General features: G+C 66.6%; 10 protein-coding genes and 1 tRNA gene. 9 read left to right on the forward strand and 2 right to left on the reverse strand.

Going from position 1 to position 14,269, the window contains the following annotated elements:
• Positions 1 to 50: 50 nt before the first annotated feature.
• Complete coding sequence (locus ACIUM1_RS22630; protein ID WP_406814763.1) at positions 51 to 719, reverse strand: cutinase family protein; 669 nt, start codon at positions 717 to 719, stop codon at positions 51 to 53.
• Between the two features lie 367 nt (positions 720 to 1,086).
• Here ACIUM1_RS22630 and ACIUM1_RS22635 point away from each other — a divergent pair, with 367 nt between their 5' ends.
• Positions 1,087 to 1,353: a hypothetical protein gene (locus tag ACIUM1_RS22635; protein WP_406814764.1), complete on the forward strand. Its 267-nt coding sequence runs from the start codon at positions 1,087 to 1,089 to the stop codon at positions 1,351 to 1,353.
• Between the two features lie 327 nt (positions 1,354 to 1,680).
• Entirely contained in the window at positions 1,681 to 1,989 is a 309-nt protein-coding gene (locus ACIUM1_RS22640) for a hypothetical protein (RefSeq protein ID WP_406814765.1), read from the forward strand.
• A 428-nt stretch (positions 1,990 to 2,417) separates the two neighbouring features.
• Here the strand turns inward: ACIUM1_RS22640 and ACIUM1_RS22645 are convergent.
• Positions 2,418 to 2,491: transfer RNA gene (locus tag ACIUM1_RS22645), tRNA-Arg, on the reverse strand.
• Positions 2,492 to 2,677: 186 nt separating this feature from the next.
• Here ACIUM1_RS22645 and ACIUM1_RS22650 point away from each other — a divergent pair.
• From ACIUM1_RS22650 to ettA, 7 genes are all read left to right on the forward strand, one after another.
• Positions 2,678 to 3,925: an alpha/beta hydrolase fold domain-containing protein gene (locus ACIUM1_RS22650; protein ID WP_406814766.1), complete on the forward strand. Its 1,248-nt coding sequence runs from the start codon at positions 2,678 to 2,680 to the stop codon at positions 3,923 to 3,925.
• 136 nt (positions 3,926 to 4,061) lie between these two features.
• Positions 4,062 to 5,531, forward strand: coding sequence for a WS/DGAT/MGAT family O-acyltransferase (locus tag ACIUM1_RS22655; protein WP_406814767.1), 1,470 nt, complete (start codon positions 4,062 to 4,064; stop codon positions 5,529 to 5,531).
• Complete coding sequence (locus ACIUM1_RS22660; protein ID WP_406814768.1) at positions 5,528 to 7,384, forward strand: HAD-IB family hydrolase; 1,857 nt, start codon at positions 5,528 to 5,530, stop codon at positions 7,382 to 7,384. The genes ACIUM1_RS22655 and ACIUM1_RS22660 overlap by 4 nt, the downstream gene beginning before the upstream one ends.
• On the forward strand, positions 7,381 to 9,735 hold the full coding sequence (locus ACIUM1_RS22665) for a glycerol-3-phosphate 1-O-acyltransferase (protein WP_406814769.1): 2,355 nt from the start codon (positions 7,381 to 7,383) through the stop codon (positions 9,733 to 9,735). Before ACIUM1_RS22660 ends, ACIUM1_RS22665 begins: the two co-directional genes overlap by 4 nt.
• Before the next feature lie 28 nt (positions 9,736 to 9,763).
• Positions 9,764 to 11,824 (forward strand): cytochrome c oxidase assembly protein, encoded by a 2,061-nt coding sequence (locus ACIUM1_RS22670; protein WP_406814770.1) that lies wholly within the window; start codon positions 9,764 to 9,766, stop codon positions 11,822 to 11,824.
• Positions 11,825 to 11,943: 119 nt separating this feature from the next.
• Positions 11,944 to 12,447, forward strand: a complete 504-nt coding sequence (locus ACIUM1_RS22675; RefSeq protein ID WP_406814771.1) for a single-stranded DNA-binding protein — start codon at positions 11,944 to 11,946, stop codon at positions 12,445 to 12,447.
• Positions 12,448 to 12,537: 90 nt separating this feature from the next.
• A complete protein-coding gene (gene ettA, locus ACIUM1_RS22680) occupies positions 12,538 to 14,214 on the forward strand; it encodes an energy-dependent translational throttle protein EttA (protein WP_406814772.1) in 1,677 nt (558 codons plus the stop codon).
• Positions 14,215 to 14,269: the final 55 nt, after the last annotated feature.

Raw genomic sequence — 14,269 nt, forward strand, 5'->3', positions numbered from 1 at the left:
TGGGCGGCGCCGCTGGCGCGCAAGTTCATGGAGGAACTAAATAGGCGGCCTCAGAGGTGGCCGGTCACGAAAGACGCGGCCTGACTGGGCATTCCGGACCCTTGGTAGGACAGGTGGGCCGCCGAGAACATCTCGTCGTGCGACGGCAGCGCCAGCGGACCGCCCGGCGTGCACACCGGGTCGCCGGGTGCACACAGGTCAATGGCCTTCGCGCCGTACCACGGGCTGACCACGCTGACCGGTGCGCCCAGATACCGATCCGACGGATTCCCGAACAGGGCGAGGGCGGCAACGTGGTCGGCCTCGTCGGCCGTGAGTATCTGAGGGTTCAAGCCCGCTATCGGGGCTTGGGCGATCGTGACCAGATCGATCACCATTGCACCCTGGGAATAACCGCCGAGCACAAGTTTGGTAGTGGGGCAGTTCGCCACCATGGACTGAAGGTGAGCGTGTGCGTCGCCGGCGCCGGCCGACGCGGACGGGGCGAAATCCTCGTCCGCGGGGTAATTGACCGCGTACACTCCCAAAGACCGGCCCCCGAGCTGGGAACGCAGCGAGTCGACGAACGCCTGTCCGACACCGCCGACACCCGGCGGTTCGCCAATGCCGCGGGCGAACGTCACCTCGACGTCGGGGCAGGGCGAAGCGGAGCCGGCAATCGGCGGGCACAGCACCGCCGCCCAGGTGGTCACCGCGGTGACACCCAGCAAACGCGCCATCCCGCCTGCGTTCACGCTTCAATGCTGACACACCGGGGCCAGGAAGGTGCCGCTGGAATGACACCGTCGCGATGCCGGAACTTCGGACGCGGACGGCTTGTCGGCTGCCGGTATCGTCCGCCGCAGGCGAACCGCCGCTCATTCGCGTTAATGGCCCGGCCGAGGAAGCCGGCGACATTCCGTTGCCGCAACCAGCCCTATCCACGCGACTCGAACGTGCGACGCAGCGAAAACGATAGCCGATGGTTTTCTGTGTGTTATCGCTAGGCCTTAAGGCGCAACGCTGCTGGCTCGGCGAAGGATGCCGACGACGTTGCAATCCTTGCGATGCCCCGTGACGCGTGACGATTACCGGCGGGCAGGGCAAATGTCTGACCCGTTCAATCGTTGCCCGTGGAGCGCGGCCCATGGCGTGAAAGCGCCGGATCTCCTGGTAGTAGCGGGAAGCCGCGGGCTGGAGGCCGGCGTCATGCACTACTTTTTCTCGAGGCTTACTGTCGGCAAAGTGTTTTGTTTTGGTTCATTTGCAACAATTACAGTATTCATCGTCCTGGTGTTGCGTTTCGTGTATCGAATTGCATTTAGGGCACTCTTGAATGTATTTGTGCCGTGGATTCAGACAGGAAGCCATTAAGGCTTGTTTTTGCCTGAATATGCTTGCTGAACTTCTATTATTACTTGACAACATCCTGATTGATTCCCTGCTCAGTGGAGCGCATCGCTAGCTGCGACGGCAGCTACCCGCGTTTGCCACCATCCAGTGACTGTTCCCCAAGGCGGCCGCTTGAAACCTCGGCATGGTGCGTCCCCTCACGCTTCGCTCGAGATGCGCGGCGCCGCCTTAAGCAAGCAATCCCCTTACCCGCGCCCACAGAAAATGGCGTAGCCGCCTACTCTAGACGGCTCGATCTGGCGCGCCGGAGACTATTGAAGTCCCGCCTCTCCAGCGAAAGGTTCAGCCATGAGCATCATCGCTACCACTATCGTCCATCCCAACCCTGGTGTCGCCTGGGACGACATTCAGAAGCAGCTGAAGCGGGCGACCGGGCTTGTCCGCAAACATGGCGGCGAGAACGTCACCGCGCTCGTGAACATGATTGGAGGTCAGGGCACCAACGCCATCGGCTTAATGTCGACCACCCAGGACTGGGCCACGTATGGCCAGATCCAGCAGGGTCTCAGCAATGACCCGGATTACCAAGGCCTGCTCGTCGACGCGGCCCAGCTCGCCACCTGGGAGAACTACGTCAGCCAGACGATCGAGGTCTAGGTGATAGTGATCGACAACCCTCAGCCGGCGTTCGGCATCGTTGATTGTCGGTCCGCCCATCAGCCGCCTAGGTAGTCACCAGGAGTGGCTACCTAGGCGTCGGCCGTCCGGCTCTCTACCGGACGTGGATTCCTCTCGTCGGCGATGTTTGTCTGCCTCATCCAAAGGCGTCAAGGCCGACCGAACACGTAACGGCACGTATCAACTGAGGTCATACGATCTCGGCTGCCCGCGGCGCGACTTGGACGCGCAGATGACGGGACACCCCGACTTTTTCGGCAACCTGCGAGATCGAACCCGTCGCTGGATCACCGCAAACACGGCCTGATCCTGCTGCTCGGCCACGCTCAACTCCCTCGTCTGAGGGAGTGTCGTGAATCAACCGACACCACTGTCACGCATCAACCGACGTCATACAACCAACGGAGTGCCCCCGGCACGACTCGAACGTGCGACCTAGGGATTAGAAGGCCCTTGCTCTATCCACCTGAGCTACGGAGGCAATGCGCAGGTCAGTCTATCCAACCGCACCCGCCGATCCGATTGCCCGCCGCCACGCGCGCGAAAACCCTTCGCGCGCCGCGGTTATCGGTTATCGTTGGGACCCTCGACACACGTACAACATCGGCCGGTAATGGGCCGTTAACCGCAACGAGGCGTGTGCATAACGTCGAGAGGTGACGTTGCAATGAGCGTGGCCAGTAATCAGTCTTCACCCTGCGCGTGGGCGGGCGCCCTGGCGGCACGGCTGGCGGCCGAGGCGCGGGATGTCTATCAGCTCGGCAACTTGGTGTTGCGCGGTGGACCGTTCGCGCTGGGCTGCTTGGCCGGTTGGCTTTTCACCGAATTTCCCCCGCACGTGGTGACCGGGCACGCGCTGTCGCGGGTCTCGCACCCGTCCGTCGGCCGAGTCGGCAGGACGTTGGCCGCCCAGCGGGCGGACAAGAGCCTGACCTCGGCCCTGGAGGAGTCCTTCGGGCCCGGGTTTCGTGAGCAGGTGTGTCACCCCGCCGCCGTGGGGGCCCTGTGCGCCCCGCGTGGGCGCCTGCTGGGCCGGCCCGGACCGCACCGCCGGTACGCGGCGCAGACGTCCGACATCTCCTACGGTCCCAGTCCGCGCGACAACCTGCTCGACATCTGGCGGCGCGATGACCTGGCTCCCGGCTGCCGGGCGCCGGTGCTGATCCAGGTGCCGGGCGGGGCTTGGACGCTGAACGGCAGGCGTCCGCAGGCCTACACGCTGATGAGCCGAATGGTTCAACTCGGCTGGATCTGCGTCTCGATCGACTACAGCAAGAGCCCGCGCGCCACCTTTCCCGCGCACCTCCTCGACGTGAAAAGGGCGATCGCCTGGGTGCGGGAGAACATCGCCGACTACGGCGGCGACCCTGACTTCATCGCGATCACCGGCGGCTCGGCGGGCGCGCATCTCGCCTCCCTTGCGGCACTCACCCCGAATGACCCCACCTTCCAGCCGGGCTTCGAAGACGCCGACACCACGGTCCAGGCGGTGGCGCCGTATTACGGCGTCTACGACTTCACCGACTTCGACAACATGCACCCGCTGATGCTGCCGTTCCTCGAGCAGTTCGTGATGAAGGCCCGCTACGCCGACGAGCCAGAGCGCTTCACGGCCGCGTCGCCGGTTTCCTACGTGCACAGCGAGGCACCGCCCTTCTTCGTGCTGCACGGCGAGAAGGACGAATTGGTGCCCAGCGGCCAGGCTCGCGCCTTCTGCGCGGCGTTGCGCGCGGCCGGGGCGGCCACGGTGGCTCACGCCGAACTCGGCAACGCGCACCACGCTTTCGACATCACGCCGACGGTTCGATCGCGGTTGGCCGCTGACGCGGTCGCCGATTTCCTCGGTGTGGTCTACGGGCGGCGCGTCAGCTCGCTGCTGGACTCGCTGCCCCTGTCGGCCACTTCGGCCAGCTGAGCCCGCGCCTCGGCACCTGCCGCTCCTTTCACCAGCGCGGGAACCCGACTAGCGTTGGGTAGACGGTTTGGGGTGCGTGGTCCGAGGCAGGAGGCTTGATCGACGGTGACAACGTTGGCGCGTCGAACTGATGACCATGGCTGAGTCCGTCGAGGCGATTAGGTTGTCCGACGAGCTCGGGCCGGTCGACTACCTACTGCACCGGGGAGAGGCGAATCCCCGTACCCGATCGGGCATCATGGCGCTGGAGCTCCTGGACTGCGCGCCCGAATGGGAACGGTTCCGCGGCCGATTCGAGAGCGCCTCGCGGCGGGTGCTGCGGCTGCGGCAAAAGGTCGTGGTGCCGACGCTGCCGACGGCGGCGCCCCGCTGGGTAATCGATCCCGACTTCAACCTGGATTTCCATGTGCGGCGGGTGCGGGTGTCCGAGCCCGGCACGCTGCGCGAAGTATTCGATCTCGCCGAGGTCACCCTGCAGTCGCCGATGGACATCTCGCGGCCGCTGTGGACGGCCACCCTGGTCGAGGGACTGGCCGACGGGAAAGCCGCGACGCTGCTGCATGTCAGCCATGCCGTCACCGACGGTGTGGGCGGCGTCCAGATGTTCGCCGAGATCTATGACCTCGAGCGCAATCCGCCGGCCAAGCCGACGCTGCCGCTGCCCGTCCCGCAGGATCTGACGTCCAATGACCTGATGCGCCAAGGCATTAACCGCCTGCCGTTCGCCGTTGTCGGCGGCGTGATGAACGCTCTGTCGGGGGCCGCATCGGCGGCCGGACGGGCGGTCCTGGAACCGACGGCCACCGTGTCGGGGATCGTCGGTTACGCCATGTCGGGCATGCGGGTGCTCAACCGGGCCGCCGAGCCGTCGCCGCTGCTGCGGCGTCGCAGCCTGGCCACCCGCAGCGAGGCGATCGATATCCCGCTCGCCGACTTGCATAAAGCCGCAAAAGCCGGCGGCGGGTCGATCAACGACGCCTACCTTGCCGGACTCTGTGGCGCGTTGCGCCGCTACCACCAGACGTACGGCGTGCCGATCAGCACGCTGCCGATGGCGGTGCCGGTGAACCTGCGAGCCGAAGCGGATGCGGCCGGCGGCAACCGGTTCACCGGCGTCAACCTGGCGGCGCCGGTCGGCACCGTCGACCCCGTCTCGCGGATGAAAAAGATTCGCGCCCAGATGACGCAGCGCCGCGACGAGCCCGCGATGAACATCATCGGTTCGATGGCGCCGGTGCTCAGCGTCTTGCCGACCGCGGTGCTGGAGGGCATCACCGGCTCGGTGATCGGCTCCGATGTGCAGGCCAGTAATGTCCCGGTCTTCCCGGGCGACACCTACATCGCCGGCGCAAAGGTCTTGCGGCAGTATGGGATCGGTCCGCTGCCCGGGGTGGCGATGATGGTGGTGCTGATTTCGCGGGGCGGGTGGTGCACCATCACCGTGCGCTACGACAGGGCCTCGGTGCGGAACGAGGCGTTGTTCGCCCAGTGCCTGTTGGACGGTTTCGACGAGGTGCTGGCGCTGGCCGGTGACCCGTTGCCGCGCGCGGTGCCCGCGTCGTTCACCGAACCGGCCGTGACTTCTCGATCGGTGGCGGGCTCATGAGCGCCTCGAAGGAGCAGGAGGAAAAGGTCGAAACCCCAGGGGCGGACATGCGACTCCCCGGGTCGGTGGCCGAGATCATGGCCAGCCCGCCCGGACCGAAGATCGGCGCGTTCTTCGACTTGGACGGCACGCTCGTCGCCGGCTTCACCGCGGTCATCTTGACCCAGGAGCGGCTGTTACGCCGCGACATGGGTGTGGGAGAGCTGCTCGGCATGGTGCAGGCCGGGCTGAGCCACACCTTGGGGCGCATCGAGTTCGAGGACCTCATCGGCAAGGCCGCCGCGGCGCTCACCGGGCGACTGCTCGATGACCTGGAAGAGATCGGTGAGCGGCTGTTCGTCCAGAGGATCGAGTCACGGATCTACCCGGAGATGCGCGAGCTGGTGCGCGCGCACATGGCCCGCGGCCACACCGTGGTGCTCAGTTCGTCGGCGCTGACCATCCAGGTCAACCCCGTTGCGCGTTTCCTGGGAATTCCCAACATGCTCACCAACAAGTTCGAGACCACCGAGGACGGCATGCTCACCGGTGGCGTCCAGAAGCCGATCCTGTGGGGCCCGGGCAAAGCGGCTGCGGTGCAACGCTTTGCCGCCGAGCACGACATCGATCTCAAGGACAGCTACTTCTACGCCGACGGCGACGAAGACGTCGCCCTGATGTATCTGGTCGGCAATCCGCGGCCGACCAACCCCGAAGGCAAGATGGCCGCGGTGGCCAAGCGCCGCGGTTGGCCGATCCTGAGATTCAGCAGCCGTGGCCCCGTCGGTCTGCGGCGCCAGGTGCGCACACTTGCCGGACTCGGCTCGATCGTCCCGGTCGGCGCCGGCGCAGTGGCGATGGGTGTGTTGACCGGCAGCCGGCGGAGGGGCGCCAATTTCTTCACATCCGTCTTCTCCCAAACTGTGCTCGCGACCACCGGAGTACACCTCAATGTCATCGGGAAAGAGAATCTGCGGGCCCAGCGTCCGGCCGTCTTCATCTACAACCACCGCAATCAGGTTGACCCCGTCATCGCCGGTGCGCTGGTGAACGACAACTGGGTTGCCGTAGCCAAGAAGGAACTGCAGAAGAATCCGGTCATGGCCCTGCTCGGTAAGGCGTTGGACGGTGTGTTCATCGACCGAGACGATCCGGTCTCGGCGCTGGAGACGATGCGCACGGTCGAAGAGCGAGCCAAGAACGGACTTTCCATCGTGATGGCTCCGGAAGGCACCCGACTGGACACCACCGAGGTCGGTCCGTTCAAGAAGGGGCCGTTCCGTCTGGCGATGGCCGCGGGTATCCCGATCGTCCCGATCGTGATCCGCAACGCCGAACTCGTCGCGGCCCGGAACTCGACCGTCATCAACCCAGGCACCGTCGACGTCGCGGTCTTCCCTCCGATTTCGGTGCAGGACTGGACACTTGACACCCTGCCGGACCGTATCGCCGAGGTGCGTCAGCTGTACCTGGACACGCTGGCCAACTGGCCGATCGACGAACTGCCCGAGGTTGACCTGTACGCCGAGCAGAAGGCGGCAGCCAACGCGCAGCGCCGGACCGACAAAGCGCCGGCGAAGAAGGCACCCGCGAAAAAGGCGCCGGCCAAGAAGGCGCCGGCCAAGAAGGCACCCGCGAAGAAGGCACCCGCGAAGAAGGCGGCGGCCAAGAAGGCGGCGCCCAAGAAGGCGGCGCCAAAGAAGACACCGGCCAAGAAGGCGGCGCCAAAGAAGGCCGCGCCGAAAGCGAAGCCGCCCACCGCGAACACCCATGAATCCCAGGTGGCGCTCAGAGACGGCGAGGCGCAACGACCCGCCGAGCCGGCGGCCGTCAATGCGGAGGCACCGCAAACGCCGCCCCGAGGGCATCCGTGACCGAACCGGCTGCAGACAGCAGCGCGGTTCTTGCTGCACGCGACTCGCTGGTACTGGCGTCGATGACGTCGCCGGTCGAGACGGAACTGGTTACGGCGTGGATGGATCAACAGCGCACCGGCCATCCCTGGGCCGATTTTCGCCTGGTGAAACTGCCGGCGCTGGACGCGCCGCCGGAAGCGATGACGGCCCTGGCCGAGCAGCTGGAGTCGGGGGAAGACCGTTCGGTCGTGCCGGTGCGGGTGTTCTGGCTGCCGGAGCCGAATCGCGGCCGCATCGCCAAGCTGGCCGGGCTGCTCCCCGGCCGTGATCCCTACCACCCGAACCAGCGTCAGCAAGAGCAGATCGTGCGGAACGCACCCCAGCGGGCGCGGGTGGTGGCCGGCGAAGCGGCCACCGTCGCCGAACTGCGCCGGCAATGGCGCGACACCACCGTCGGAGAAGACAAGAACGACTTCGCCCAATTCGTGATCCGCCGCGCCATCTTGGCGATGGAACGCGTCGAGTACCGAATCCTCGGACCGCAGTACAAGTCACCACGGTTGGTGAAGCCGGAAATCTTGTCCTCCAACCGGTTTCGCGCGGGCCTGGCCAAGATCCCCGGCGCCACGGTCGACGAGGCCGGAAAGATGCTCGACGAACTCGCCACCGGGTGGAGCCGGGCGTCGGTCGACCTGGTCGGGGTGCTCGGGCGGGCGCTCAGCCGGGGATTCGACCCCGACATCGACTACGACGAGTATCAGGTCGCGGCGATGCGGGCCGGCCTGGAGGCCCACCCGGCGGTGCTGTTGTTCTCGCACCGGTCCTACATCGACGGCGCCGTGGTGCCGGTCGCGATGCAGGAGAACCGGTTACCGCCGGTGCACGTGTTCGCCGGCATCAACTTGTCGTTCGGCGCGATGGGGCCGTTGCTGCGACGCTCCGGGGTCATCTTCATCCGCCGCAACATCGGCAGCAACGCGCTGTACAAGTACGTCCTGCGCGAGTACGTCGGCTACATCGTCGAGAAGCGGTTCAACCTGAGCTGGTCCATCGAGGGCACCCGCTCGCGCACCGGCAAGATGCTGCCCCCCAAGCTCGGGTTGCTGGCCTACGTCGCCGACGCGTATTTGGATGGTCGAAGCGAAGACATTCTGCTGCAACCGGTCTCGATCAGCTTCGACCAGTTACACGAGACCGCCGAATACGCCGCCTACGCCCGCGGCGGTGAGAAGACGCCAGAAGGCATCGGCTGGCTGTACAACTTCATCCGGGCGCAGGGTGAACGCAACTACGGCAAGATCTACGTCCGATTTCCCGAAGCCGTGTCCATGCGTCAGTACCTGGGTGCACCCCACGGCCCTCTCGCCCAGGATCCGGACGCCAAACGGCTTGCGCTGCAGAAGATGTCGTTCGAAGTCGCCTGGCGGATCCTGCAGGCGACGCCGGTGACGGCGACGGGACTGGTCTGCGCATTGCTGCTGACCACACGCGGCGCGGCGTTGACACTGGGCCAACTGCACCACACCCTACAGGACTCGCTGGACTACCTGGAACGCAAACAGAACCCGATGTCCACCAGCGCATTACGGCTGCGCACGCACGACGGGGTGCGCGCGGCGGTCGACGCGCTGTCCAACGGACACCCCATCACCCGGGTGGACGGCGGCCGGGAACCGGTGTGGCGCATCGCGCCCGACGAACAGCACGCCGCCGCCTTCTACCGCAACTCGGTGATCCACGCCTTTCTGGAGACGTCGATCGTCGAGCTCGCGCTGGCACACGCCCGCCGCGCCGAGGGCGACCGCATGGAGGCCTTCTGGACCCAGGCGATGCGGCTGCGCGACCTGCTGAAGTTCGACTTCTACTTCGCCGACTCGGCGACGTTCCGGGACCACATCGCCGAAGAGATGGCGTGGCAAAACAATTGGGAAAGCCAGGTCGCCGCCGGAGGCGTCGGGATCCACGCGCTGTTGTTCACCAAGCGTCCGCTAATGGCGGATGCGATGTTGCGGGTGTTCTTCGAGGCCTACGAGATAGTCGCCGATGTGCTGCGCGATGCGCCCGCGGACATCGGACGCAAGGAACTGACCGACTTGGCGTTGGGCGTCGGACGACAGTACGTGGCGCAGACCCGGATTCGCAGCAGCGAATCGGTGTCGACACTGTTGTTCGCCACCGCGCGCCAGGTCATCGAGGATCAAGATCTGATTGCGCCGGCCCCGGATTTGGCGGAGAGGCGCAGCGCGTTCCTGCAGGAGCTGCGCGACATTCTGCAGGACTTCAACTACGTCGGACAGATCGCGCGCGACCAGTTCGTGGCCCGCGAGGCCAAGGCGCGGCAAGAGCTTCTGGACAGCCAGCCTCGGTAGCCGCCGGGCCCGCCCATACCCTGGACAGATGACCGTCGCCCCGCCGGCCGGCGAGACCTCGACCGAGGCCTCGACCCAGCGCCGCGCGCCGGTGTGGCCGGTGTTGGCCGGGGTGGCCCTGCTGGCGGGTTGCACGGCCGCGGGAATCGGCGTGCTCTCGCTGGCCAGCGCGCTGGCCGTGACGGGCCTGCCCGACCCGGGACAGGTGACCACGCTGGGGTTGCCGTTCGTCCGGGCTGCGGGTGAGATCGCCGCGGTGCTCGCGGTCGGGTCGTTTTTGTTCGCCGCGTTCCTGGTGCCGCCGCAGCGCAACGGTGTCCTCGACGCCGACGGCTACCGGGCTCTGCGGATCGGGACGGTGGCGTCGGGGGCGTGGGCGGTGTGCGCCGCGCTGCTGGTCCCGCTGACCATTTCCGACGTGTCCGGCCATCCGGTGGCCGGCATCGGCCCGACGCGGATGTGGTCGCTGGCCGGCCTGATCACCAACGCCTCGGCCTGGCGCTCGACCGCGATTTTGGCCGCGGTGGTCACGCTGGCGAGCCTGTCGGTGCTGCGGTGGTCGTGGACACCGGTGCTGCTCGCTGCGTCGGTGCTGACACTTATCCCGCTGGGGTTGACCGGTCATTCGTCGGCCGGCGGTTCGCACGACCTGGCCACCAACAGCCTGCTGATCCATCTGGTTGCCGCCAGCTTGTGGGCCGGTGGTTTGCTCGCACTGCTGGCCCACGCCCTGCGCGGCGGTGGTCACCTCGGGCTGGCCACTCGTCGTTTCTCGATGATCGCGCTGTGGTGTTGGCTCGCGATGGCGGTGAGCGGACTGGTCAACGCCCTGGTCAGGGTGCAGCCGACCGACCTGTTCGACACCGACTACGGCCGGCTGGTCACCGCCAAGTTCGTCGCGCTGTGCCTGCTGGGCGGGCTCGGCTGGCGTCAGCGACGGGTGAGCGTGGCTGCGCTGCAAGCGGATCCGAATCCTCCCCGCGCGCGTGCGGCCCTACTGCGGCTGACGCTCGTCGAGTCCGCCATTTTCGGGCTGACCTTCGGCATCGCCGTCGGGCTGGGCCGCACCCCACCACCCCTGCCGCCGGCGCGGTTGCCGTCGATCCCCGAAGCCGAGATCGGTTACGACTTCGACGGGCCCCCCACCGTGGCGCGCATCCTGTTCGACTGGCGCTTCGACCTGATCTTCGGCTCCGCGGCCCTCGTCTTCGCCGCGCTGTACGTGGCGGCGCTGGTGCGGCTGCGCCGCCGCGGCGACACGTGGCCGCCGGGCCGGACCTTCTCCTGGCTGCTCGGCTGCCTGGTGTTGCTGTTCGCGACGTCGTCGGGCGTCGGACGCTACATGCCGGCGATGTTCAGCATGCACATGGTGGTCCATATGTGCTTGTCGATGCTGGTCCCGATCCTGTTGGTGCTGGGCGCCCCGGTCACCCTGGCGCTGCGGGCGCTGCCGGCGGCCGGCCGTGATGAGCCGCCGGGCATGCGGGAATGGCTGCTGGCCGCGCTGCACAGCCGGGTTTCCCGCTTCCTCACCAACCCGGTGGTGGCCACCGTGTTGTTCGTCGCCGGGTTCTACGGGCTGTATCTGTCGAACCTCTTCGACACCACCGCGAGCAGCCACGCCGGGCACCTGGCGATGAACGTGCACTTCCTGCTGAGCGGCTACCTGTTCTATTGGGTGGTGATCGGGGTGGACCCGACACCGCGACCGATCCCGCCGCTGGCCAAGGTGGCCGTGGTGTTCGCGTCCCTGCCGCTGCACGCCTTCTTCGGGGTGGTGCTGATGGGCACCAAGAAGGTGCTCGGAGCCGACTATTACCGCTCGCTCGGCCTGAGTTGGCACACCGATCTGCTGGGGGATCAGCGCCTGGGCGGGGGCATCGCCTGGGCGGCGGGGGAGTTCCCGCTGGTGATCGTGATGCTCGCGCTGCTCATCCAGTGGGCGCGCAGCGACCGCCGCACCGCCAAGCGGTTGGACCGGGCCGCCGACCGCGACGATGACGCCGAACTGGTGGCCTACAACGCGATGCTGGCGCAGCTGGCGCAGGGCCAGCCGCCCAAGCGGTCCGGCCCAGCCGATCCCGACTGATCCCCAGTCACGGTTTCTTCCACAGGCGACCGCCGGCCCGGGTTGTTCCCCATGGCGTTCGTCGGTGTCGCCGGGCCTACTGGCAGCCATAGCCAACGCAATCGAGAAGGGATCAGCCCATGTTCGAAACTTCGCTTACCGTCGTCGGTCACATCGTCAACAACCCCGAACGTCGACAGGTCGGCAACCAGGAGGTCATCAAGTTCCGCGTCGCCAGCAATTCCCGGCGGCGCACGGCAGACGGCGGCTGGGAGCCCGGCAATTCGCTTTTCATCAACGTCAACTGCTGGGGCAAGTTGGTCACCGGCGTGGGTGCCGCGTTAGGCAAGGGCGCGCCGGTGATCGTGGTGGGCCACGTGTACACCAGCGAGTACGAGGACCGTGACGGCAACCGCCGGTCGTCGCTGGAGATGCGTGCCACCTCGGTCGGGCCCGATGTGTCCCGCGCGATTGTGCGCATCGAGAAGCCCGGCTACGCCGGCCCCACCGTCGAGCCGGACAGCGCGGCCCCGGGAACTTCTCTCGCCACCGCCGACGTTGATAGCGAGGACCCGCCGGCCGGTGACGATTCGGCCGGCACGGGCGACGCCGCCGCCGAAGCCCCGCTTTCCATTTCCGCCTGAGCCCCGGCTCGGGCGCGGGGCTGCGGCTGCCGGGCGATGCCTAGGATGGTCCGCGAGATCACTTGCAAACCAGAAAGGCATAACCGCGGCATGGCTGAGTTCATCTACACGATGAAAAAGGTCCGCAAGGCGCACGGCGACAAGGTGATCCTGGACGACGTCACGTTGAGTTTCTATCCAGGCGCCAAGATCGGTGTCGTTGGGCCCAACGGCGCCGGCAAGTCGAGCGTCTTGCGGATCATGGCGGGCCTGGATAAGCCGAACAACGGTGATGCCTTCCTGGCCAACGACGCGACCGTGGGCATCTTGCTGCAGGAGCCGCCGCTGAACGAGGAGAAGACCGTTCGCGGCAACGTCGAGGAAGGCCTGGGCGAAATCAAGGTCAAGCTCGACCGCTTCAACGAGGTCGCCGAGTTGATGGCCACCGACTACTCCGACGAGTTGATGGAGGAGATGGGCCGGCTGCAGGAGGAGCTCGATCACGCCGACGCGTGGGACCTCGACTCGCAGCTGGAGCAGGCCATGGACGCGCTGCGCTGCCCGCCGCCCGACGAACCGGTGACCAATCTGTCCGGCGGTGAACGTCGCCGCGTCGCGCTGTGCAAGCTGCTGCTGTCCAAGCCGGACCTGCTGCTCCTCGACGAGCCCACCAACCACCTGGATGCCGAGAGCGTGCAGTGGCTCGAGCAGCACCTCGCTTCCTACGCCGGCGCAATCCTGGCGGTCACCCACGACCGGTACTTCCTGGACAACGTCGCCGAATGGATCTTGGAGCTGGACCGCGGCCGCGCCTACCCCTACGAGGGCAACTACTCCACCTACCTGGAGAAGAAGGCCGACCGGATCGCGGTGCAGGGGCGTAAGGACGCCAAGCTGCAGAAGCGGTTGGCCGAGGAGCTGGCGTGGGTGCGCTCCGGGGCCAAGGCGCGTCAGGCCAAGAGCAAGGCGCGGCTGCAGCGCTACGAGGAGATGGCCGCCGAGGCCGAGAAGACGCGCAAGCTCGACTTCGAGGAGATTCAGATCCCGGTCGGCCCGCGGCTGGGCAACGTGGTGGTCGAGGTCGAGCATCTGGACAAGGGCTACGACGGCCGCACCCTGATCAAAGACTTGTCGTTCACGCTGCCGCGCAACGGCATCGTCGGCGTCATCGGCCCGAACGGGGTCGGCAAGACCACGCTGTTCAAAACCATCGTGGGCCTCGAACAGCCGGACAGCGGCACGGTCAAGGTCGGCGAGACCGTCAAACTCAGCTACGTCGATCAGACCCGCGCCGGAATCGATCCCAAAAAGAATGTGTGGGAAGTCGTCTCCGACGGACTCGACCACATCGTCGTCGGCCAGACCGAGGTGCCGTCGCGCGCCTACGTCTCGGCGTTCGGGTTCAAAGGGCCCGACCAGCAGAAACCGGCCGGCGTGCTCTCGGGTGGCGAGCGCAACAGGCTCAACCTCGCGCTGACGCTCAAGCAGGGCGGAAACCTCATCCTGCTCGACGAGCCCACCAACGACCTCGACGTCGAAACGCTGAGTTCACTGGAGAACGCCCTCGAACAATTCCCAGGCTGCGCGGTGGTCATTTCGCACGACCGGTGGTTCCTGGACCGCACCTGCACACACATCCTGGCCTGGGAGGGCGACGACGACAACGAGGCCAAGTGGTTCTGGTTCGAGGGCAACTTCGGCGCCTACGAGGAGAACAAAATCGAACGCCTCGGCGCCGACGCGGCACGGCCGCACAGGGTGACCCACCGCAAACTAACGCGCGACTAGTGTCGGCTCTGCCCCGGACCGCCACACAACGAGGCGAACGAGCGCACTGACAACC

The organism is Mycobacterium sp. M23085 (assembly GCF_045343915.1).
Taxonomy (GTDB): domain Bacteria; phylum Actinomycetota; class Actinomycetes; order Mycobacteriales; family Mycobacteriaceae; genus Mycobacterium.

Bases quoted from the DNA above. Each gene is read 5' to 3' on its own strand.
- ACIUM1_RS22630 (WP_406814763.1), bottom strand. From the start codon at position 719: ATGGCGCGTTTGCTGGGTGTCACCGCGGTGACCACCTGGGCGGCGGTG.
- ACIUM1_RS22635 (WP_406814764.1), top strand. From the start codon at position 1,087: ATGTCTGACCCGTTCAATCGTTGCCCGTGGAGCGCGGCCCATGGCGTG.
- ACIUM1_RS22640 (WP_406814765.1), top strand. From the start codon at position 1,681: ATGAGCATCATCGCTACCACTATCGTCCATCCCAACCCTGGTGTCGCC.
- ACIUM1_RS22650 (WP_406814766.1), top strand. From the start codon at position 2,678: ATGAGCGTGGCCAGTAATCAGTCTTCACCCTGCGCGTGGGCGGGCGCC.
- ACIUM1_RS22655 (WP_406814767.1), top strand. From the start codon at position 4,062: ATGGCTGAGTCCGTCGAGGCGATTAGGTTGTCCGACGAGCTCGGGCCG.
- ACIUM1_RS22660 (WP_406814768.1), top strand. From the start codon at position 5,528: ATGAGCGCCTCGAAGGAGCAGGAGGAAAAGGTCGAAACCCCAGGGGCG.
- ACIUM1_RS22670 (WP_406814770.1), top strand. From the start codon at position 9,764: ATGACCGTCGCCCCGCCGGCCGGCGAGACCTCGACCGAGGCCTCGACC.
- ACIUM1_RS22675 (WP_406814771.1), top strand. From the start codon at position 11,944: ATGTTCGAAACTTCGCTTACCGTCGTCGGTCACATCGTCAACAACCCC.
- ettA (WP_406814772.1), top strand. From the start codon at position 12,538: ATGGCTGAGTTCATCTACACGATGAAAAAGGTCCGCAAGGCGCACGGC.